Genomic DNA, 20,010 nt, shown 5'->3' on the forward strand with positions numbered 1-20,010 from the left:
AGTTGAAGTAGTCGTACTTGTACCGGGAAAGGTCACTGCTTTGCCGCAGGCTCCTGAACCTTGTCCGCGTACTTGATGAGAATATCGCCCATTGCACGCATCATTTCGCCATGCATCTTCATGGCGGTCTTGCGATCGAGGCCCGCTCCCATCGCCATCGGGCAACCTTCCATCATGCTGCCGCCCATGGCACCATCGCCCATCATGCCACCCTGCATGCGCCCGCCTTCTCGCATGCCTCCGTGCGCGTCGCTTGCATCGCCCTGCCCTCCGCTGCGCATTCCCATCATGCCGCTACCCATCGCACGGGACGAAGCCGCATTTCCCATCATGGAAGAGTTTTGGCCCGAGCCACCGTCCTGTTGCATCATCCCAGAGCCCTCAGAACCACTCTGAGTGGCAGTGGCAGCAATGCTGGGTGCACCCATACCGATTGCCAACGCGGCAAGGGAAGCCGCAACGATCGTTTTCGCATTCATAGCTCGCTCCTGAGCATCAAACAGAAAGACCTGGATTGGTCGTCACTTCTTGAAGAGATATTTCACCAGTGCCGCAATGGCAAGCACCAGCACGGCTGCAATGAGCAGCCAAAAGATGGCCATGAGCCACATCATCCCACCCATCATCGAGTCACCCATCATTTGGGCCTGTGCGACGGCGGGCACCAGCGCTCCGGTAGCGACGGCAACCCACAGAGGCAACAGCGCAGACACGTCTTTAGGCTTCCTCATGAGCAACACTTTCCTTCTTGGATAGACGGGCACGGCACCGACCCGTACGAGCAGAATACACAGCAGTCACCCGATTTTGGTTTCAGCAACGTCTTGCATTGCCCACACTCATAAAAGAACTGACAGGTATCCACCGGCATCGCCTCCCGCTGCATATGACCGCAGTGGGGGCAGGTAACGACAGATTCAAAGATGATCGGAGCTTCCATAGCTATCCAACGTGGAGAATCCACCTATGAGGCGCTTGCCATCGGCGCCCAAAATTTCAGCACCGATACGCAATCTCAATGGCAACACTCGCAGCCTAAACCTTGGCACAATGAGAAGGTCAACTCACTGTCACCTTGCCCACCATCCCGGCTTCCCTATGGCCCGGGACCAGGCACGCAAAATCCACCGTACCGGGTTTGTCGAACGTCCATACCAGCCCGCCGACCTTGCCTGCCGCGAGCGTGATCATATTGGGCTCGGCATGCTTCATCCCTGACATCTTCTGCATTTCGGCGGCATGCGCCTTCAGGTCTGCCATGGTGCCGATTACCATTTCATGCGGGATCTTCCCAGCGTTCTTCACAAAGAAGCGGATGGTCTCACCCGCTTTCACCGGGATTTCACTGGGTGTGAATCGCATGGAATCATCCATCGTAATTTCGACCGTGCGGGTGACCTTTGTGGGATCGCCGGGTCGGCCGATGGCAGAATCCACTGCCGACATGGTGGACATATCATGCCCTGGCATACCGTGAGCGGGCGCTTCATGCCCGCCCGAGTGCCCACCGGCCGCCCAGGCAAAGGTCGGCAGGACGCCGAGCGCCAGGATGGCCAAGGGTTTCTTCATCATGAAATTTCTCCTGAAAACTTGGTTAAATGAGCGGCCAACAGTGGTCGCCAATAAAATGATCAGCGGACAGAATCAAAAGCGGAGGCTGACACCTGCCACAAAACGGGTCTCTTGCTTCGGTTCGCCTGCAGCGCGTGCGTAGTCTGCAGTTTTGCCAAAATTGCTGGCCCATTCCACACCGATATAGGGCGTGACCTGGCGCGTGATTTCGTACTTGAGGCGCAGACCAGCCGTGCCATTCGAAAGCCCACTGCCGATTCCCCGGCGTTCGTCGTCTTTGCCGTAAAGATTGACCTCGACGCTGGGCTGGAGGTACAGGCGCTGCGTGAGCAGGACGTCATACTCCGTCTTGAGCCAAAGCGCTGTGCGCCCATTGGAGCCCACGAACGCAGTCGCAACGACATCGAACCAGTACGGAGCAAGGCCTTTGAGGCCCAAGGCAAGCCACTGACGGTTGGGCATGCCTGCGCCGTGATCGAACCGCAAGCCGAGTTCCGTATCCCAGAACGTGGAGACCGCATGGCGCCAGAGCAATTGCGTTCTGGAATCGCGCAGCTTGCCGCGCGCCACCTCGCCTTCGGCCTTGAGGGCCGCGCGGTTGTAGGTGCCGCCAACCCAGGCTTCGCCGTCGTAGCTACCCCACTCTTGCCCGCGTGCCCTGACGTACTCCAGGCGATCGATGTAGACAGACGCGAAATTGTGCTCATCTGACATCCGAAGTGCTTGTGAGGGCGGCAAGGCATACTTGCCGGCGTTACGCACATAACCCTCGGAATACGCATTTGGGTCTCGCGCATCGGCAGGTGCCGATCCCCCCTGCATCTGCATGGAGCCATGATCCATGCCTGCCATATCCATCGCGCCATGCCCCGCTTCTTGTGTAGCCGCAGAGCCAGTATCGGGAGACACCGAGGAAGCGGCAGGGGCCGGTGTCGCAACATTGTGGCTGGCATGCCCGGAATGCGCCTGAGCGCTGGCTAGGGCGGGAACAGCCATCGCGGCGGACATTGCTGCAGCAAGCAGGGTTATCTTCACCGAGGAAAGGCTTTTCATGGTGGCAGCATCCTGGATAGGGTGGGTAATTTTCATGCGACGACCACCTCACGGAACATGCCGGAATCCATGTGCAGCATCAGGTGGCAGTGCCACGCCCAGCGGCCAAGGGCATCGGCAGTCACCAGAAAGCTGATCCGCTGGGCGGGCTGCACCGGAATGGTGTGGCGCCTTGCTTGAAACTGGCCATCGGGCGCTTCAAGCTCGCTCCACATGCCGTGCAGATGCATGGGGTGTGTCATCATCGTGTCGTTCTGCAGAATGACCCTGACCCGTTCGCCGTAGCGGAAATGTACCGGCGTCGATCGCCCATACTCGACCCCGTCGAACGACCAAGCATAACGCTCCATGTTGCCGGTCAGGTGAAGTTCCACCTCGCGTTCCGCACCGCGCGAGTCCATGGCGCCATCGATCGTATGCAGGTCGGCGAGCGTCAGCACGCGCCGCCCGTTGTTGCGCAGCCCGATGCCGGGATCGTCCAGATTGGTGCGCGGCATGTCTACCCGCATGTCGGTACTTGCGCCGTATTCCGTCTTCGCGTGTCGCACCTGGCTGCTGGCGGGCGCGGCAGCCATTGCACCGTGATTCATGCCCGACATCCCCGCCATCCCTGAATGGTCCATTCCCGGCATCGCACTATGATTCATGCCTGCCATACCACTGTGATCCATCCCGGCCATAGCGGAGCCTGAGCTGCCACCCGAAGCCTTATCCATGGCGCCCATCATATCGGCCATGGTGAGCCATTCGACGGGATCCAGCGCAGGAACCGCAGCAGTCAGCCCCTCACGGGTGGTCAGCGTGCCGCACGCATAGCCCGTACGGTCCATGGCCTGGGCGAAAACGGTGTAGGCATCATCTTTCGGTTGAACCACGACGTCGTAGGTCTCGCCAGGCCCAAAACGAAACTCGTCGACGGTGACTGGCTCCACATTCACGCCATCTGCCTGGACGATGGTCAGGGGCAGGCCGGGAATGCGCACGTCGTAAAAGGTATTGGCTGCACCGTTGATGAAACGCAGCCGGACTCGTTCTCCGGGTTTGAAAAGGCCTGTCCAGTTGCCGGCGGGTGTCACGCCATTCATCAGGTAAGTCAGCACATCCGCCGACAGATCTGCCAGGTCGGTCGGATTCATGCGCATCTCGCTCCACATCTTGCGCTTGTCCACGGCCGCTTTCAGCCCCAGGCGAGAAACATCCTGGAAAAAGTCCACGGCAGTCGGCTGATTGTGGTTGTAGTAGTCCCCCCGCATCTTGAGCTTTTCGAGAACCCGCATTGGATTCTCGTCGGTCCAATCGGAAAGCTGAATGACGTGCTCGCGGTCAAATCGCAGCGAGTCCGGCTGGACGGGGTCGATGATGATCGCGCCGTAGACCCCAGTGGCCTCCTGCATGCCGGAGTGCGAGTGGTACCAATAGGTGCCGCTTTGCTGCACCTTGAAGCGATAAATAAATGTCTGCCCGGGAGCGATCCCCGCAAAGCTCAACCCTGGCACCCCGTCCATCTGGAAGGGCAAGATGATGCCGTGCCAGTGGATGGAAGTCGGCTCGGTGAGGCGATTCTTCACGCGGAGGGTGATGGTGTCCCCTTCTCGCCAGCGCAGGGTGGGCGCGGGAAGCGAACCATTCACGGTCGTGGCCATGCGCGGGGTGCCGGTGAAATTCACTGGCGATTCGCCGATTTCAAGATTGAATTCTGTGCCGCGCAAGACAGCGGCTGAGCCCGTGTGGGTGCCCGCAGCCGCAGCAGTTGCTCGTGCGTAGGGCGAAAGGCCCAGCAGGACGCCGCCTGCGGCAAGCCCCTGAACAAAGCGGCGGCGCGACAAGGCTGGAACGGAAGTAATGGAGGCGGCAGGTCGTTTCACGAATGTGATTCCTGTTCATGCGAAGGTAGAAGCCGATACTCTACGCAGGCGCGTCTGTCAGGCCGATGACGCCACCATTACAAACCTGTCATCTGAGCGTCATGTTGGCGTCATCCCCTTGCCACTAAAATTGGAAAACGGTTGCGTTGCATTCCTCTCACTTTTAGTGGCAACCCGAACACACAAGGGGGCAGGCGCATGAAGTTGCTCCTGGTCGAAGACGAGGTCAAGACGGGTGAATATGTACGGCAGGGACTCGCCAAGTCGGGCTTCGTCGTGGATCTCGTGCGCACGGGGCTGGATGGCCATCACCTGGCGCTCACCGGTTCCTACGACCTGATCATTCTGGACGTGATGCTGCCCGATGTGGATGGCTGGCATATCGTGCGGGCACTACGCGAGGCCCGGTCATCGGTACCCGTTCTGTTTCTGACCGCGAGAGACAGCGTGGACGATCGCGTCAAGGGGCTGGAACTGGGCGCAGACGATTATCTGGTCAAGCCCTTTGCCTTCTCGGAGCTTTTGGCGAGGGTGCGCACCCTGCTGCGGCGCGGCAACGCGGCAAGCCTGCAGGATCAGTTGCAGGTCGCCGATCTGGTTCTAGACATTGCGCGCCGCCGCGTCCAGCGCCAGAACCAGCGCATCAGCCTGACCAACAAAGAATTCGCACTGCTGGAGCTCCTGGTGCGCCGTCAGGGTGAGGTGCTGCCGCGATCGCTCATCGCATCGCAGGTCTGGGACATGAATTTCGACAGCGACACCAACGTGATTGATGTCGCGATCCGGCGCCTGCGGGCGAAGATCGATGACGCTTTCGAGCCCAAACTCATCCATACCATTCGGGGTATGGGATATATGCTTGATGCCGGCGCACCGGACTGATTCATGAACCGGCGCCCTGCTTCTCTTGCAGTACGGCTGACGGTCTCCATCGGGGTGGTCATCACTGCCGTACTGCTGGTGTTTGGCTGGACGGTTGAGCGATCCATCAGCAACCACTTCGTCCATCAGGACGTGGACGAGCTCGATGCAGTCATCCGAACACTGCGACATACCCTGGCCGTGATTCCACCGGGTATCCCGCCAAAGGCACTGCGCGAACGCCTGGCCGAGGCGATATCCGGTCACCACAATGCGCAATTCCAGATCTCTACCGCAGACGGCACAGTCATTTATGCAACACCAGGCCCCAGCCTGAGCCAGCTCGCCAAAGACGTCCAGCCTGTCAAGACGGTCACCGCCGACAATGTCAGCGTTTGGCGAACAAACGGTGAGACCTTGCGTGCGGCCGTGGTGCAGGCACCTTCCGCCGTCGGCCCGGGTGCAGAACCAGTCACGATTGCTGTCGCAACGGGCATCGACTTTCATCTGCACTATCTGCAGCGCTTTCACACCAATCTCTGGATACTCACTGCAATCGCCTGCCTGGTTGCAATCTTCGCGACATGGCTTGCGGTACTCCAGGGTCACGCGCCCATCCGGCGCATCAGCCGCGACATCCGAAAAATCAGGACGGACCAACTGCACGTCCGGTTGGATCTGCAAACGGTGCCCGTCGAGCTGACGGAACTGGTGTCAGCCTTCAACGACATGATCGGGCGGCTGGAGGCGCTCTTCCAGCGCCTGTCGGATTTTTCCGGCGACATCGCCCACGAGTTGCGCACGCCCATTACAAACCTGAAGACCCAGACTGAAGTCGCCCTTTCGCAGCCACGCGACATCGAACAATACCGTGAGATCCTGTACTCGAACCTGGAAGAATACGAACGCATGGCAAAGATGGTGAGCGACATGCTGTTCCTCGCCCAGGCCGACAACCAGTTGCTCAAACCCGAATTCGCCACAGTCGATCTGAATGTGGAGATTCAGGATCTCTTTGACTACTTCAGTGCGTGGGCCGAGGAACGCGAAGTCGGCCTGCACCTCACTGGAAGGCCCGTGTGCATTCAGGGAGACCGGCTGATGATTCGTCGCGCCCTGAGCAACCTGCTCTCCAACGCTATTCGGTACACACCGCCAGGGCATCGCGTCACGGTCAACCTGGCAACGGCCGACCATCAAGTCGGCGTGCAGATCCGTAATCCTGGCCCGGTCATTCCCGAGGAACACTTGTCCCGCATCTTTGACCGGTTCTACCGATTGGACGCCTCGCGCCAGCGCAGCGGTGAAGGCGCAGGCCTGGGGCTTGCAATCGCGAAATCCATCATCGAAGCGCACGGTGGCAGGATTGGCGCCCAATCGACCACTGGCGCGACCACATTCGAACTTTCGCTTCCGCTCGCGCCCTGCGCCGATTCGCAATCGTCCAGCGAATTTGTTCATCAGTTCAACCGTTTCGAGCCCGACCGGCCAGAAACTTGAGAATGCATCTTGTCATCCACCCACGGGCGCACCGCATCCCACGACGGCCGCTTCGATCCGGCGCAGCGCTTGATCCTCTTGCTGCTCTTGTGTTCCACGGCGCTGGTCGCAGCGACGGGCGTTTATCTTTATATCTTGCCCGCTGCACCCCAGTGGGTGTTTCTGGTCGCCATCCGGATTCACACCTACGGCGCCTGGGTAGCGATCATTGCACTCTGCTTGCATGCATTCGCAGGGCTGGGAGTTCTTCACACACACCGCGGCCTGCTCGGTGCAATGTTTGGTGACGGCACGGTGCCCATCCCAACAGCCCTCACGCTCTGGCCACGCTGGACACAGAAAAAACTGCATGACCTCAAAGGAAATCCGCATGGACCATCATCACACACACCGTCATGACCCGCATCCGAGCCACGACGGAGGCGGGGACATGACCAAACCCGTGGACCTCCCTGCAGACACGATCTATACCTGCCCCATGCACCCGGAGGTCCAGCAAGATCACCCAGGCCATTGTCCAAAATGCGGCATGGCGCTCGAACCCGTCATCCCGCTGGACACTGAAGACCACAGCGAACTCGCAGCGTTCGAGCAGCGCTTCTGGTGGACGCTGCCCCTCACGCTCATCATCACCGTGCTTGCCATGGCCGGCCATCGGTTTGCCTGGTTCGATATGGCCACACAAAGCTGGATCGAGCTCGTGCTGTCGCTACCGGTCGTGTTCTGGGCGGGCCGGACGTTCTTCGAGCGCGGCTGGCAGTCGATCGTGCACCACAGCCCCAACATGTGGACACTCATCAGCCTGGGCACTGGTGCCGCCTTCGTCTACAGCGTGGTCGCCACACTCGCGCCCGATGTGTTCCCGCAATCTTTCGTCTCCATGGGGCGCGTCGCCGTGTACTTCGAGGCGGCTGTTGTCATCATTTCGCTGACCCTGCTGGGGCAGATGCTGGAGTTGAAGGCGCGGTCACAGACTTCCGCCGCCATCAAGGCGCTGCTGGGCCTCGCCCCCAAGACAGCACGGCGCATCAACGCCGATGGCAACGAAGAGGACGTGCCGCTCAACCACGTGCACGTGGGCGACCTGCTACGCGTGCGCCCGGGTGAAAAAGTGCCTGTGGATGGCGTCGTTACGCAAGGGCAAAGCGCTGTGGACGAATCCATGCTCACGGGCGAGCCCCTGCCCGTCACCAAGCGCGTGGGCGATGCGCTCATCGGTGCTACGCTCAACACCAGCGGCGCGTTGGTGATGCGCTCAGAAAAGGTGGGTGCGGCCACCATGCTCTCGCAGATCGTGCAGATGGTCGCTTCTGCGCAACGATCCAAGGCGCCCATGCAGCGCATGGCTGACGTCGTGGCCGGTAAATTCGTGCTCACCGTGGTGGGGATCGCCGTGGCCACCCTGCTCGCCTGGGGGTTCTTCGGCCCCGAGCCTCGCTGGGTGTTCGGTCTCATCAACGCTGTAGCGGTACTCATCATCGCCTGCCCGTGTGCGCTGGGACTCGCGACGCCCATGTCCGTCATGGTGGCCACCGGGCGCGCAGCAACACAGGGCGTGCTGTTTCGCGATGCGGGCGCCATTGAAAAGATGCGTGAGGTGGACACCCTCATCGTGGACAAGACCGGCACCCTCACGGAGGGCAAGCCCGCCTTCGATACGGTCATCCCGGCACCCGGTTTCACGTCCGACGAGGTACTGCGCCTTGCAGCCAGCCTGGATCAGGGCAGTGAGCATCCGTTGGCCGACGCCATCGTGACGGCCGCGCGGGCTCAGGGCCTACAGCTTTCGACGGCGGAAGATTTCGAATCCGGCAGCGGCATTGGGGTGCGCGGCGTAGTCAGCGGCAAACGGCTGGCGTTGGGCAACACCGCCCTGATGGACCAGGAGAACATCGACGTCACGGCGTTGCGAAAAGAGGCCGAGCGGCTGCGCAGCGAAGGCGCGAGCATTATGTACTTGGCAGTGGATGATCATGCCGCCGGCATTCTGGCGGTCACCGACCCCATCAAACCCAGTACGCGCGAAGCCATCGACGCCCTGCACCAAAAAGGCCTGCGCATCGTCATGGCAACAGGCGACGGCCTGACCACAGCCCAGTCCGTTGCTGGCAAGCTGGGGATCGATGAGGTACACGGTGAAGTCAAGCCGGCAGACAAGCTGGCTTTGGTGGAGAAACTGCAGAAAGAAGGCCATATCGTTGCCATGGCAGGCGATGGCATCAACGACGCGCCGGCGCTGGCTCGGGCCGACGTGGGTATCGCCATGGGCACCGGCACCGACGTCGCCATGAATAGCGGCCAGATCACCTTGGTCAAGGGAGACCTGCGCGGCATTATCGCCGCACGCCAGATTTCCTCTGACACCGTGCACAACATGCGGCAGAACCTGTTGTTCGCCTTCGTGTACAACGGGATCGGTGTACCCATCGCCGCCGGTGTCCTCTACCCGATCACGGGCTGGCTGCTCTCGCCCATGATTGCGGCACTCGCCATGAGCCTGAGTTCGGCCTCGGTGATCTTCAATGCGCTGCGGCTGCGTCGTGCGTGAGGCTTGCCCGAACACTAGTGCCGGTGCTGGTGGTGAATGTCCGGGTAATGCGGGCTGCTCCACGACTGAGCTCCGCTACGCCCAAGCTGGCTAGTGTGGTGTTTTATTAATACGATTATTTATACCCAGCTGTGGCCGCTCTTGCACGCGCGACTTTCGCGAGGATGGCCTCGGCGCTCTTGGTCCAACGAAATGGCTTGGCGCTATAGGCATTATGGGTATCGATAAACTGGCGGATGGCCTCGCGCAACTCCTGCACGCTGCCAAAGGCGCCTCGATACAAGGCTCGGCGCTCAAGGCTTGCGAACCATCGCTCGACGGCGTTCAGCCACGAGGCACTCGTGGGCGTGAAGTGCAACTTCACGCGGGGGTGCTTGGCCAGCCAGGCTTTGACTTCCGCCGTTTTATGCGTGGAACTATTGTCGAGGATGACGTGCAAGTCCAGGGCGGGGTCTGTCGCCTTGTCGATCTGGCGCATGAAGTCGAGGAACTCCTTTGCGCGGTGGCGTGCCGTGATACGCCCCATGACGTTGCCCGTGAGAATGTCGAACGCCGCATAGAGACTCGCTGTGCCGTGGCGCTTGTAGTCATGCGTGCGCCGCTCGACCTGCCCCGGGCGCAACGGCAGCATGGGCTGCGTGCGATCGAGCGCCTGAATCTGCGTCTTCTCATCGACCGAGAGCACGACGGCGTTCTCGGGCGGGGCCATGTACAGGCCCACCACGTCGACGACCTTCTCGGCGAAGTGCGGGTCATTGCTGATCTTGAAGGTCTGCAGCCGATGCGGCTTCAGATCCGCCGCCTGCCAGACCTGACGTACCTGGTAGACGGAGGCCCCGGTGTGCTTAGCCATCAGCCGCAAGCTCCAATGCGTGGCCTCGGCCGGGACGCGCTGTGTGGTGAGCGTGAGGATCTCGTGCACCTTCTGTTCACTGAGCTTGCGGGGCTGCCCGGGACGCGGGAGATCCCTCAACCCCTCAAGCCCCTGTTCCTCGTACCGATTGCGCCACTTGAACACCACAGGTGCCGACAATCCCAGGCGTTCACTCACCTTGGCAGGCGGCATCGCGGCGTCCAGCTCCAGCAGAATTCTGGCGCGCTGGGCCAGCCGTTGGTCAAGCGTGGTCTTACGCAACCATGCTCGCAGCTCGGTGCGATCCGAGTCAGACAAGTGAAATTCTGCCGCCGGCTTGCTCATGGTGGACACTCATCGAAAGAAGCGTCCACCATTTTATTTCAAACTATTGAATAAATAAACAAATTAATGAAACACAACACTAGCGTCTTGCGTGCCCCGGCCAGATCCGACAGCCACTGCGCGTAGTCGGTTGCGCGGTCGCGCAAGGCCGCGCAGCCCAGCGTCTTGATTGCGCGCCATATCCGCATGCAGGCCGTGGCACTCGCCGAGGGAAGGCTAACGATCAGAGTCAGCCAAGAGTCTGAAGTAGGAGTCATGGCGGAAGAATAGGTCTTCGTCATGATCGCTGCAATCATGTAGAGATATCTACAAATTACCTAAGCGTATCCCTCGAATACCGGAATTCACTGGGATCTACGGCCCCCATTGGGCCAAACTCAGACCAGTGCCTGTGTCGCGAATTTGTACGACTCCCATTGATAGGTCTTGGCCATAAGGTTTCTCGCCGCAATTGATGGCGTTGAGCCACGCGAAGATTCTCCTTGCCGTCACTTCAATTTCGCACACCGCCGCTGCGCTTAATAGCGTCGTCAGAGGCGATTCTTCATTCCATTCGCAGCAAGGCCAGTTCTGGGGAGCCACGGCAAGATAACCGTTTGCTAGGAGGACGGCATCTGTCGTGTAATTAATTAGTCCCGCATCCTTTAAAAGGGGCGTCTGATTGATGAAATCAGCTTTAGCTTGCCATGCCTTGCGAGCTGATAACACACGACTGGGGTGGTCCCAACCCAGTTCGAGCTCTTCCAATGCGCGCTCATATGGACACTTATAGCCCCAATGTGGCCAGCCACGCGGGTTGACCGTAAGCGCTCCATCTCCTCCATAATTGTTCGCTCTCGGGCCTTCCGGCATCGTATCGGTGTTGAACAAATACCGGAGAATCGAGAATGTCAGATGGAAAGGAAAGGGATCAGGCTTACTGGGAATCTCATCTGGAGTCGATCACCCGCGAAGGGATCGGCACCAAGGCTTACGCCCAACGTGAGGGTATTGCCGTCTGCAGCCTGTATTATTGGCGCCGACGTCTGAAGGCTCAGTGCCATGGGCCGCAGTTGCCGACCCAGAGCGCGAATGCCACGGCCGCACGGTTGTTCGTGCCTGTGAGCATGGACGCCGGCAGCGTCCCGGTCAACCGCTATATCCTGTCGCTGGGCTGCGACCTGCGCCTGGAGCTACCCGGGCTGCCCAGCCCACAGTGGCTGGCCCAGGTCAGTCAGGCGCTGCAAGGGCAGGCGCGCTGATGCACCCGGGCGCTTCAATCGGGCAAGTCTACCTGTGCTGCCTGCCCGTGGACTTCAGAAAGCAGATCGACGGCTTGGCGGCGCTGGTGGAAAGCGAGCTGGAGCTGAACCTGTTTGGCGATGCGCTGTTCGTGTTCGCCAATCGGCAACGCAGCCGGATGAAGATTCTTTACTGGCATCGAAACGGCTTTTGCCTATGGCAAAAGCGGCTGGAGAAAGCACGTTTTGCGTGGCCGGCGCCGGGCTCTGGCCCCACTGTAACGCTCACGCCCAAGGAGCTGGAGTGGCTGCTGGAGGGCTTCGATCTATGGGCAAATTATCCTCACAAAACTCTGAAATATCAATCAGTTATGTAATATTTTGAGGTATAATGTCGCATGTCTGAACGCCATGCGATTCCCCTCCTATCGAACGTCGAAACGGCGCCCCAACCGGGGGGGTTGCCGACCACCATCGAGGCCTTCCACCTGGCCTTACAGGCCGAACGCGAAAAGGTGTTGGCTGAACTGCGGCCTACGCTTGAGCGCGAAATCACCGAACACGTCACGGCACAAATCGAACGCACCGTGGCCGCACAAGTCGAAGCGCATCGCCAGGCCCTTGAGGCGAGCTTCGATCAACGGGTCGCCGCTGGCGTTGCACAAAAGGTTCAGGAAATCCTTGAGCAGTGGCGCCTGAGCCGCCACCGGATGTTCGGCCCCAGTAGCGAGTCACATCAAGGCGAACTGTTTAACGAAGTCGAAGCCCTGGCTGACCAGGCCGCCGGCACTGAAGACGAGCACGAAGGGGAACCAGCGCCTGTACAAGACAAGGCCCGCCCCAAACGCGGCCACCGCCGTGCATTGCCGCCGGAACTGCCGCGCGTTGAGCTCGTGATTGATGTACCCGAAGATGAGCGCCAGTGCCCTTGCGGCACACCTATGGTGCGCATCGGCGAAGACGTGAGTGAACAACTGGACATCGTGCCGATGCAGATCCGTGTCATCCGCACGGTGAGGCCGCGCTACGCCTGCCCCAAGGGCGACCAGGCTCCGGTGCAGCCACCGGCACCGGCGCAGATCCTGCCGCGCAGCAACTTCAGCGCCGGCTTCCTGGCGATGATGGCGGTGGTGAAATACGTGGACGGCCTGCCGCTGGCGCGCTTTGAAAAGGTCTTGGCTCGCCACCAGGTCGAGGTGCCGCGCCAGAGCATGGCGCGGGCCATGATCAAGCTTGCCCAGGCCTTGCAGCCGCTGCACAATCTGGCGCGCGACACCTTGTTGGAGGCGCCGGTCATCTACATGGACGAAACCACGGTGCAGGTCTTGAAAGAACCGGGGCGAAGTCCGACGGCAAAAAGTTATATGTGGGTGCAGCGCGGGGGGCCGCCGGGGCGTACGGCGGTGCTGTTCGATTACGACAAGAGCCGTTCGGGGAAGGTACCGTTGCGTCTGCTGGAGGGCTGGCAGGGCTACCTGATGACGGACGGCTACGAAGGCTATGCGCCGGTGGCCCGCTTGCCCGGTGTGGAGCACCTGGCGTGTGCAGCGCACGCGCGGCGAAAGTTCGTCGAGGCCAAACGCTCCAGCCCCAATGGCAAGAGCGCCCGCGCCGACTACGCGCTGGATCTGTTTGCCCGGCTTTACCGTATCGAGGCCAAGGTGAAAGACGCGAGCGATGCGCAGCGCTTCGAGGCGCGCCAGACGCACAGCTTGCCGATCCTGCAGAAATTGCGCGCCTGGCTGGATGAGACCTTGCCGCTGGTCACCCCCAGGAGCAAGCTGGGTGAGGCGCTGGGGTATTTGTGCAAAGTGTGGCCGCGCCTGATCCGTTACACCGAACGCGGCGACCTGCCCATCGACAACAACCTTCTGGAAGGCGGGGCGATCAAGCCGTTTGTGATCGGACGAAAGGGGTGGCTGTTCAGTGACACCCCCGCCGGGGCGCATGCCAGTGCGGTGCTGTACTCGTTGCTGCAGACGGCAAAGGCCAATGATCGCGAACCCTATGCGTGGCTGCGCTTCGTGCTGGAACGCCTGCCGCTGGCAAGAACGGTCGATGAAATTGAGGCCTTGTTGCCGTGGAATACCCATGACCAGGATTTAGCCATGAATCTGGCTGCCTCGGAATAATGGGGTAGATGCACCGCTTACAGAGCACCTTCGTCGGGGCGCTTCCAGCCGGAGGTGCCGAGATCCCCTTCGTTGCAGCGGCGACTGTATCTTCCCATCTTGCACCCGTTGGTCGTTACGGTTGTGGGAACGGCTGACGATAGAAACTATACAGTTTTGCTAGAAAAGTTGGAAGTAGCAGTGTTTTACCCGAACAATTTTCAAGTAAAACTATGAGCCATCAGAACAAAAGCAGCTTAAAGTCAATGGCTTACATAAGAAATCGGCCCTGAATTATAAATAACTCATTGATTTTATTGTAAAATAAAGCCACTCCAGACTATCAAATCCCCCAAAAACAGCCCGCTGGGGCTCATTTTCTGGGAGATTGCCCCGAAACCGCATGAGCCAGATTGACGATTTTTTCCGCAGCCGCCTGGACCAGATGATTGATCTGCGTAAACCCCTGGCGGTGCTTGCCACGCATATTCCTTGGCAGGAACTGGAGGCGGCTGTCGCACACCGTTTTGCGCGTCAGGTGCGCACCGGCCGGCAGGTTGAGGATATTGATCTGTTTGGCCCGACGATGGCCGTGGTAGGGGCCGGCCATTCAAACGCGGGGCGTCCCCGGCTGCCGATGCGGCTGATGATTTCGCTGCTGTATCTGAAGCACACCTTCAACGAGAGCGATGAAGGCGTCTGCGAACGCTGGAGCGATGCACCCACCTGGCAGTATTTTTCGGGGCAGGAGTATTTCGAGAATCGCCTGCCGTGCGATCCCAGCGCCATCAGCCGATTCCGGGGGCTGTTGGGTGAGGAAGGCGTCGAAGAGCTGCTGGTGCAGACTTTGGTGGTGGCCATCAAGCTGGGGCTGATCGAGCGCACGGCGATGCAGTCGGTGATAGTGGACAGCACCGTGCAAGCCAAGGCGGTGGCGCATCCCACCGACAGCCGTTTGCTGGAGGTGGCGCGCCAGAAGATCGCCTGCGCGGCCAAGGCGCACGGCATTGCGTTAAAGCAGAGCTACGCCAAGGAAGGCCGGGAGCTGGCCAGGAAAGCGGGCCGCTATGCGCATGCCAAGCAGTATCGGCGCATGCATAAGACGATCAAGCGCCAGCGCACGATTCTGGGTCGTCTGGCGCGTGACATTGAGCGCAACAAGACAGTGCTGGCGCAGAGCATCCAGGACGCCTTGGACCCGTTATTGGCTCGCGCACATAAGATCGCGGCTCAGAGCCGTCGGGGCGCGAAGGTGAAGGGAAAAGACAAGGTCTACAGCTGGCACGCCGATGAGGTGGAGTGCATCAGCAAGGGCAAGGCCCGTACGCCCTATGAGTTTGGAGTGAAGGTGGGCATTGTCACCACCTTGAAGGGGAATCTGATCGTGGGAGCACGCAGCTTCCCTGGCAATCCGTACGATGGCCACACACTGGCCGAGCAGTTGGAGCAGTCCCGCATCCTGATGGAGGCGGTGGACGTGGCTCCGCAGACCGTCTACACGGATCTGGGCTATCGAGGCGTTGATGCCGAGATCCCGGAATATAGCCTTAAACACCGAGGCAAATTCAAACGTCTCACCGACCAGGAGCGCCGAATGCTTAAACGGCGCCAGGCGGTGGAGCCGGTCATTGGGCATCTGAAAAGCGATCATGGAATGAATCGCTGTCATTTGAAAGGCCAAACGGGTGATGCGATCCATGCGGTGTTGTGCGCGGCAGGCTTCAATATCAAGTGGCTGCTGCGCATGATTGCCCGCAAGGGCATCGGCCCTTTATTTTTGTGCCGATTTATTGCGTGGATTGGTCGTCAGATTCAACGCCTGATGCCCATGATGGGCTCAAGAGGCGATTGGGTTGATCCGGTGGGCTGCCTGCCCTATCGAAATCCGTGGCCTCGGATCGCCGGAAATTCGGCCTGAAACAGGACAAATGAATTTTTCAGGGACGACTAAGAAGCTATCGACAGAGTTTTACTTGTATGAACGTCTACCTGTTCACGATCTTCCTGTGGCCGATCACGGTGCTTGCCGTGCTCTGGACACGGCTCGCTGCACTCCGCGATGCGCGGCATCGATGACGCGCCCTTGACCGCTACCGGAGGCCGACGCCATGACAGAGAAAGACACCCGTCCGGATGCCGCACGCAAGACTCCCGAACGTCTTCGGGAATCGCAGCCGCTGTGCCCGCAGTGCGGCGAGCCGATCGAGGCCTGCGATTGCGCGCAGCGCTGGGAGAACGAAGGCGGAGCGCCGTACCCGCGGAAAAACGGGAAACCCGGCTGACTTTTCGCCGTTCGCGCCGGCAATTCAAGCGGTCTCGATCCGCACGGCGATCAGGCAGGCGTCGCGGGATTTCGGCGTCAGCCTCAGGATCGGGCGGTCGCCCGCCGCCACGCAAAGATGCAGCGTGTCGCCGGCTTCCAGCACGCCGCGGCTCAGGCGGCCGGGCATGTCCACCTCGTAGGCTCCGCGCCAGCCGTGCCACAGCCAATGTCCCGGGGCGAGGCGCCGGGCGAGCGCGCCGTGGAACGCCTGCGCGTGGCCCTGCGCCTTCGTGCGCCGCAGCATCAGGTTGAAATCCCGCACGGGACCGGCGAGCAGTTCGCAGCGGTAAGGCTCCTCGCCGGCGAAGCGGAAGCCCTGGCCGGCCGGCAGGATGATGGCGCGTTCCGTGCGCTCCTGGATCAGGCGGATCGGGCCGCCCCGGGTGACGAGCAGCACGCGGTCGACACCCTCCCAGTGCGAGAACGGCCCGGGCGCCGCGACGTCGGCGGCGCTGACGCGCCACAGGAAATCGTCCATGCCCGCTCCGGCGGGATGGACCGCGATCTCGCGCGTGACGCCGCCGCCGTTCTTCCAGGGACTCTTGCGCAGCTCGGCGGCGCGGATGAAGCGCAGCCAGGTCGCGGCCGATCCGCCGCGGGACATCGACATGACGGGGATGCCTTCGGAATCCGCTAGGGCCTCAGCAGATGCCAGGCCAGCCGGGCGGCGGCGCGGGCCGTGTGGTGATCGACGTCGTGGTCCGGGTTCATCTCCGCGATGTCGGCCAGGCGCACTTTGCCGCTCTTCTTGACCGCCAGCACGCAGGCCTCCACGACGCTCAGGGGCACGCCCAGGGCGGCGGGCGCCGACACGCCGGGCGCCACGCCGGCGGGCAGCACGTCCAGGTCGATCGTCAGGTAGACCAGATCGGCCTCGGCCAGCAGGCCGTCGATCTGCCGCAGGCGTTCGGGCAGGTGGCGCTCCTGCATGTCCATGTCTTCGACGTGAAAGACGTCCAGTGCCCGGGCGTGATCGTACAGCCCCCGGGTATTGCCCACGGGCGACACGCCAAGGCACGCGTAGCGGATGGGCAGCCCGTGGTCGCGGCCGTATTCCAGGATCTGGTCGAAAGGAGTCCCCGACGACCCCGGCCGGCTGGTGCGCAGGTCGAAATGCGCGTCCAGGTTGACGACCAGGATGCGCGGCGGCGCCCCGCCCTCTCCTTCCAGATGGGCGGCCAGCCCCTGGAAGCTGGCCCAGGCGACCTCGTGCCCGCCGCCGAGCGTGACGGGACGCGCGCCCGCGTCCAGCACGGCGGCGACCTTGCGCGCCAGCGCCCGCTGGGCTTCTTCCAGCGCGTCGCCCTCGCAGGCCACGTCGCCCGCGTCCCAGAAACGTTCCAGGTCGTGCGCGGGCAGGTTCGCCAGCATGCGCCGGATCGCCCCGGGCCCTTTCGCGGCGCCCGGACGGCCGTGGTTGCGCCGCACGCCCGCGTCGCTGGCGAAGCCCAGCAGGACGGCGTCCCCCGCCCCGCAGCCGTCCAGCCCGGTGCGCACGATCTGGTGCAGCCGGCGGGTGTCCCCGCTTTCGGACGCGTCGTCGCGCCCCGTCCAGAGTGTGTCGCTCATGATGCGCCCGCCTCCATGGGACCCTTGCTGAGTACCGCCTGCAGGAACGAGCGGGTGCGCTCGTGCCTGGGCTGCTGGAAGATGACGTCCGGGCGGTCCGCCTCGATGACCCGGCCGTAGTCCATGACGACCACGGTGTCGGCCATTTCCCGGGCGAAGCCCATTTCATGGGTGACGACCATCATCGTCATGCCTTCCTTGGCCAGCAGCTTCATCACCTGCAGGACCTCGCCGACCAGTTCCGGATCCAGCGCCGAGGTGGGCTCGTCGAACAGCATGACCTCCGGCTCCATGGCCAGCGCCCGGGCGATGGCCACCCGCTGCTTCTGCCCGCCCGACAGGCTGTTGGGCATGGCCCGGGCCTTGGATGCGAGCCCGACCTTGGTCAGCAGCGCCAGCCCTTTTTCGTCGGCCTGCGCGGCCGAAGCGCCCCGCAGGGTGCGCGGGCCGATGGTGACGTTCTCCAGCACGGTCAGGTGCGGGAACAGGTTGAAGGACTGGAACACCATGCCCACGCGGGTGCGCAGGTGGTTCAGGGCCTTTTCGGGCATCAGCGCGCCCTCGTCGAGCAGGCGCTCGCCGCAGAGTTCGATGGTGCCCCGCTCGGCGACCTCCAGGCCGTTGCAGCAGCGCAGCAAGGTGCTCTTGCCCGAGCCGCTGGGGCCGATGACGACCACGACCTGGGACCGGTCGACCTCCAGGTCGACTCCTTTCAGGACCGCATTGTCGCCATACGACTTGTGGAGATCGCGGATCCTGATCATGACGTCGGACGTACTCATTGCACCATGCCTCCGGCCTGCAGACGCAGCTCGACGCGGCGCAGGATTTTCGATGTGGCGCTGGTGAGGATCCAGTAGATCAGCGCGATCACGAGATAGACCTCCAGCGAGCGGTAGGACACGCTGATGATCTTCTGGCCCTCGTGCATGACGTCGTGGATGGTGACCAGGGAAACCAGCGCCGAATTCTTGATCAGGGCGATGAACTCGTTGCCCAGCGGCGGGATCATGCGCACGACCGCCTGCGGCAGGATGATCTTGGCCATGGCCTGGGCCGAGGACATCCCCAGGGACCGGGCCGCCTCCATCTGCCCCTTGTCCACGGACTGGATCGCGCCGCGCACGACCTCAGAGACGTAGGAGGCCGAATACATGCCCATGCCCAGCACCCCGCAGACGAAGGCCGGCAGCAGGATGCCGAAGCGGGGCAGCCCGAAGAACCAGATGAAGAGCTGCACCAGCAGCGGCGTGCCGCGGAAGCAGGACAGGTAGACGCTGCATGCCTTGTAGACGATCCTGCGCCGGGGGTTCAGGCGGCCGATGCCGATCAGCAGGCCCAGGCAGCAGGAAAGCAGCAGCGCGCACACGGTGACCTCCACCGTCACCCAGGTGCCACGCAGCAGGTCTTCCCAGCCGGCGAGCGCGGGCGTGAAGTCCAGGTTCATTTCTTCCCCTCGAACCACTTGTCGACCAGGCGCTGGTACACGCCGTTGGCCTGGATGGTCTTGAGCGCCTGGTTCAGGTCCTTGGTCAGCCCGGGCTCGTTCTTGCTCACGGCGATGCCGTATTCCTCCGTCGTGATCTGCTCGTCCAACACCGTGAAGCCGGGATTCTGCTGCGCGAACAGCTTGGCGGCCGGCTTGCCGGTCACCGCCGCGTCCGCGCGGCCGATGTCCACCAGGTTGAACATTTCCTGGTTCTTCTCCACCTCGACCCGCTGCACCTTGGGATAGTGCTGCTGCATGTAGTTCACGGACTTGGTGCCGACCTGCACCGTGACGCGCCGGCCGTCCAGGTCCTTCAGCGTCTTGATCGGGCCGCCGCTCTTGGTCAGCACCACGAGCCCGCCGGCATAGTACGGATCCGTGAAGTCCACGGCCTGCTTGCGCGCGTCCGTGATGTAGATCGCCGACATGGCGGCGTCGGCCCGGCCGGACAGCACCGCGGGGATGAGCCCCTTGAAGTCGATGTCGGTCCAGGCGATCTTCTTGCCCATGGCCTGGGCCAGGGCCTCGGTCAGCTCGATGTCGAAGCCCGTCCGCTTGCCGTCCACGGTCATTTCCATGGGCGGGAACGTCGGGTCGGTCACCACGCGGATGGTGTCGGACGCCGCCTGGCTGGCGGCGGACGCGCCGCCCAGCGCCAGGGCCAACAGGGTGATTCGGAAGGTCTGGGAAAATTTCATGGA

At 61.8% G+C, this 20,010-nt stretch carries 22 protein-coding genes and 1 pseudogene; 9 read left to right on the top strand and 14 right to left on the bottom strand.

Annotation, left to right across the window (positions count from 1 at the left end; genetic code table 11):
• Positions 1 to 32: 32 nt before the first annotated feature.
• The 6 genes from BN940_RS19765 to BN940_RS09805 form a co-directional block, all read right to left on the bottom strand.
• Positions 33 to 479, bottom strand: a complete 447-nt coding sequence (locus BN940_RS19765) for a hypothetical protein (protein WP_242404168.1) — start codon at positions 477 to 479, stop codon at positions 33 to 35.
• Between the two features lie 42 nt (positions 480 to 521).
• Positions 522 to 731 carry a hypothetical protein gene (locus BN940_RS09790; protein WP_043682576.1) on the bottom strand — a complete coding sequence of 70 codons (210 nt, stop codon included), beginning with the start codon at positions 729 to 731 and terminating at the stop codon, positions 522 to 524.
• On the bottom strand, positions 728 to 940 hold the full coding sequence (locus BN940_RS19770; RefSeq protein ID WP_084330623.1) for a GDCCVxC domain-containing (seleno)protein: 213 nt from the start codon (positions 938 to 940) through the stop codon (positions 728 to 730). The genes BN940_RS09790 and BN940_RS19770 overlap by 4 nt, the downstream gene beginning before the upstream one ends.
• Positions 941 to 1,059: 119 nt before the next feature.
• A complete protein-coding gene (locus BN940_RS09795; RefSeq protein WP_148304938.1) occupies positions 1,060 to 1,572 on the bottom strand; it encodes a cupredoxin domain-containing protein in 513 nt (170 codons plus the stop codon).
• 72 nt (positions 1,573 to 1,644) lie between these two features.
• Complete coding sequence (locus BN940_RS09800) at positions 1,645 to 2,661, bottom strand: copper resistance protein B (protein WP_084330624.1); 1,017 nt, start codon at positions 2,659 to 2,661, stop codon at positions 1,645 to 1,647.
• Complete coding sequence (locus tag BN940_RS09805; RefSeq protein WP_052355764.1) at positions 2,658 to 4,490, bottom strand: copper resistance system multicopper oxidase; 1,833 nt, start codon at positions 4,488 to 4,490, stop codon at positions 2,658 to 2,660. Before BN940_RS09805 ends, BN940_RS09800 begins: the two co-directional genes overlap by 4 nt.
• Positions 4,491 to 4,688: 198 nt before the next feature.
• On the opposite strand from BN940_RS09805, the gene BN940_RS09810 reads away from it, so the two are divergent.
• Genes BN940_RS09810 through BN940_RS09820 form a run of 4 tightly spaced genes read left to right on the top strand, consistent with a single transcriptional unit; the run spans position 4,689 to position 9,399 of the window.
• Positions 4,689 to 5,372 carry a heavy metal response regulator transcription factor gene (locus BN940_RS09810; protein ID WP_043682579.1) on the top strand — a complete coding sequence of 228 codons (684 nt, stop codon included), beginning with the start codon at positions 4,689 to 4,691 and terminating at the stop codon, positions 5,370 to 5,372.
• A 3-nt stretch (positions 5,373 to 5,375) separates the two neighbouring features.
• The gene (locus tag BN940_RS09815; RefSeq protein ID WP_084330625.1) at positions 5,376 to 6,851 is read left to right on the top strand and encodes a Cu(+)/Ag(+) sensor histidine kinase; all 1,476 of its coding nucleotides are present in this window, start codon (positions 5,376 to 5,378) and stop codon (positions 6,849 to 6,851) included.
• Positions 6,852 to 6,860: 9 nt separating this feature from the next.
• Positions 6,861 to 7,250: a hypothetical protein gene (locus BN940_RS18980; protein ID WP_148304939.1), complete on the top strand. Its 390-nt coding sequence runs from the start codon at positions 6,861 to 6,863 to the stop codon at positions 7,248 to 7,250.
• 31 nt (positions 7,251 to 7,281) lie between these two features.
• Positions 7,282 to 9,399 (top strand): copper-transporting P-type ATPase, encoded by a 2,118-nt coding sequence (locus BN940_RS09820; RefSeq protein WP_242404169.1) that lies wholly within the window; start codon positions 7,282 to 7,284, stop codon positions 9,397 to 9,399.
• A 115-nt stretch (positions 9,400 to 9,514) separates the two neighbouring features.
• Here the strand turns inward: BN940_RS09820 and BN940_RS09825 are convergent, their stop codons facing one another.
• The 3 genes and pseudogenes from BN940_RS09825 to BN940_RS18985 all read right to left on the bottom strand — a co-directional run bounded on the left by BN940_RS09825 (position 9,515) and on the right by BN940_RS18985 (position 11,344).
• Complete coding sequence (locus BN940_RS09825) at positions 9,515 to 10,597, bottom strand: IS630 family transposase (RefSeq protein WP_043681547.1); 1,083 nt, start codon at positions 10,595 to 10,597, stop codon at positions 9,515 to 9,517.
• A 131-nt stretch (positions 10,598 to 10,728) separates the two neighbouring features.
• A pseudogene (locus tag BN940_RS20385) lies at positions 10,729 to 10,854 on the bottom strand (chromate resistance protein ChrB domain-containing protein); the annotation flags it as partial.
• A 97-nt stretch (positions 10,855 to 10,951) separates the two neighbouring features.
• On the bottom strand, positions 10,952 to 11,344 hold the full coding sequence (locus BN940_RS18985; protein ID WP_148304940.1) for a hypothetical protein: 393 nt from the start codon (positions 11,342 to 11,344) through the stop codon (positions 10,952 to 10,954).
• Between the two features lie 140 nt (positions 11,345 to 11,484).
• Here BN940_RS18985 and tnpA point away from each other — a divergent pair, with 140 nt between their 5' ends.
• From tnpA to BN940_RS19225, 5 genes are all read left to right on the top strand, one after another.
• Complete coding sequence (gene tnpA / locus BN940_RS20310; protein WP_043679159.1) at positions 11,485 to 11,838, top strand: IS66 family insertion sequence element accessory protein TnpA; 354 nt, start codon at positions 11,485 to 11,487, stop codon at positions 11,836 to 11,838.
• Positions 11,838 to 12,194: an IS66 family insertion sequence element accessory protein TnpB gene (tnpB, locus tag BN940_RS09835; RefSeq protein ID WP_043682583.1), complete on the top strand. Its 357-nt coding sequence runs from the start codon at positions 11,838 to 11,840 to the stop codon at positions 12,192 to 12,194. The genes tnpA and tnpB overlap by 1 nt, the downstream gene beginning before the upstream one ends.
• A 21-nt stretch (positions 12,195 to 12,215) precedes the next feature.
• Complete coding sequence (gene tnpC, locus BN940_RS09840; RefSeq protein ID WP_084330628.1) at positions 12,216 to 13,949, top strand: IS66 family transposase; 1,734 nt, start codon at positions 12,216 to 12,218, stop codon at positions 13,947 to 13,949.
• A 382-nt stretch (positions 13,950 to 14,331) separates the two neighbouring features.
• Positions 14,332 to 15,846, top strand: a complete 1,515-nt coding sequence (locus tag BN940_RS09845; protein ID WP_148304855.1) for an IS5 family transposase — start codon at positions 14,332 to 14,334, stop codon at positions 15,844 to 15,846.
• Between the two features lie 190 nt (positions 15,847 to 16,036).
• Positions 16,037 to 16,210, top strand: coding sequence for a hypothetical protein (locus BN940_RS19225; protein WP_158386271.1), 174 nt, complete (start codon positions 16,037 to 16,039; stop codon positions 16,208 to 16,210).
• A 24-nt stretch (positions 16,211 to 16,234) separates the two neighbouring features.
• Here BN940_RS19225 and BN940_RS17955 read toward each other — a convergent pair whose 3' ends face one another.
• Genes BN940_RS17955 through BN940_RS09870 form a run of 5 tightly spaced genes read right to left on the bottom strand, consistent with a single transcriptional unit; the run spans position 16,235 to position 20,007 of the window.
• On the bottom strand, positions 16,235 to 16,861 hold the full coding sequence (locus tag BN940_RS17955) for a HutD/Ves family protein (RefSeq protein WP_052355768.1): 627 nt from the start codon (positions 16,859 to 16,861) through the stop codon (positions 16,235 to 16,237).
• A gap of 23 nt (positions 16,862 to 16,884) precedes the next feature.
• On the bottom strand, positions 16,885 to 17,820 hold the full coding sequence (gene hutG, locus BN940_RS09855) for a formimidoylglutamase (protein WP_043682587.1): 936 nt from the start codon (positions 17,818 to 17,820) through the stop codon (positions 16,885 to 16,887).
• Positions 17,817 to 18,602 carry an amino acid ABC transporter ATP-binding protein gene (locus BN940_RS09860; RefSeq protein WP_043682590.1) on the bottom strand — a complete coding sequence of 262 codons (786 nt, stop codon included), beginning with the start codon at positions 18,600 to 18,602 and terminating at the stop codon, positions 17,817 to 17,819. Before BN940_RS09860 ends, hutG begins: the two co-directional genes overlap by 4 nt.
• A complete protein-coding gene (locus tag BN940_RS09865) occupies positions 18,599 to 19,267 on the bottom strand; it encodes an amino acid ABC transporter permease (RefSeq protein ID WP_043682593.1) in 669 nt (222 codons plus the stop codon). Before BN940_RS09865 ends, BN940_RS09860 begins: the two co-directional genes overlap by 4 nt.
• Positions 19,264 to 20,007, bottom strand: coding sequence for a transporter substrate-binding domain-containing protein (locus tag BN940_RS09870; protein WP_043682595.1), 744 nt, complete (start codon positions 20,005 to 20,007; stop codon positions 19,264 to 19,266). The genes BN940_RS09865 and BN940_RS09870 overlap by 4 nt, the downstream gene beginning before the upstream one ends.
• Between the last annotated feature and the right edge of the window lie 3 nt (positions 20,008 to 20,010).

The organism is Castellaniella defragrans 65Phen (assembly GCF_000612685.1).
GTDB lineage: Bacteria > Pseudomonadota > Gammaproteobacteria > Burkholderiales > Burkholderiaceae_B > Castellaniella > Castellaniella defragrans.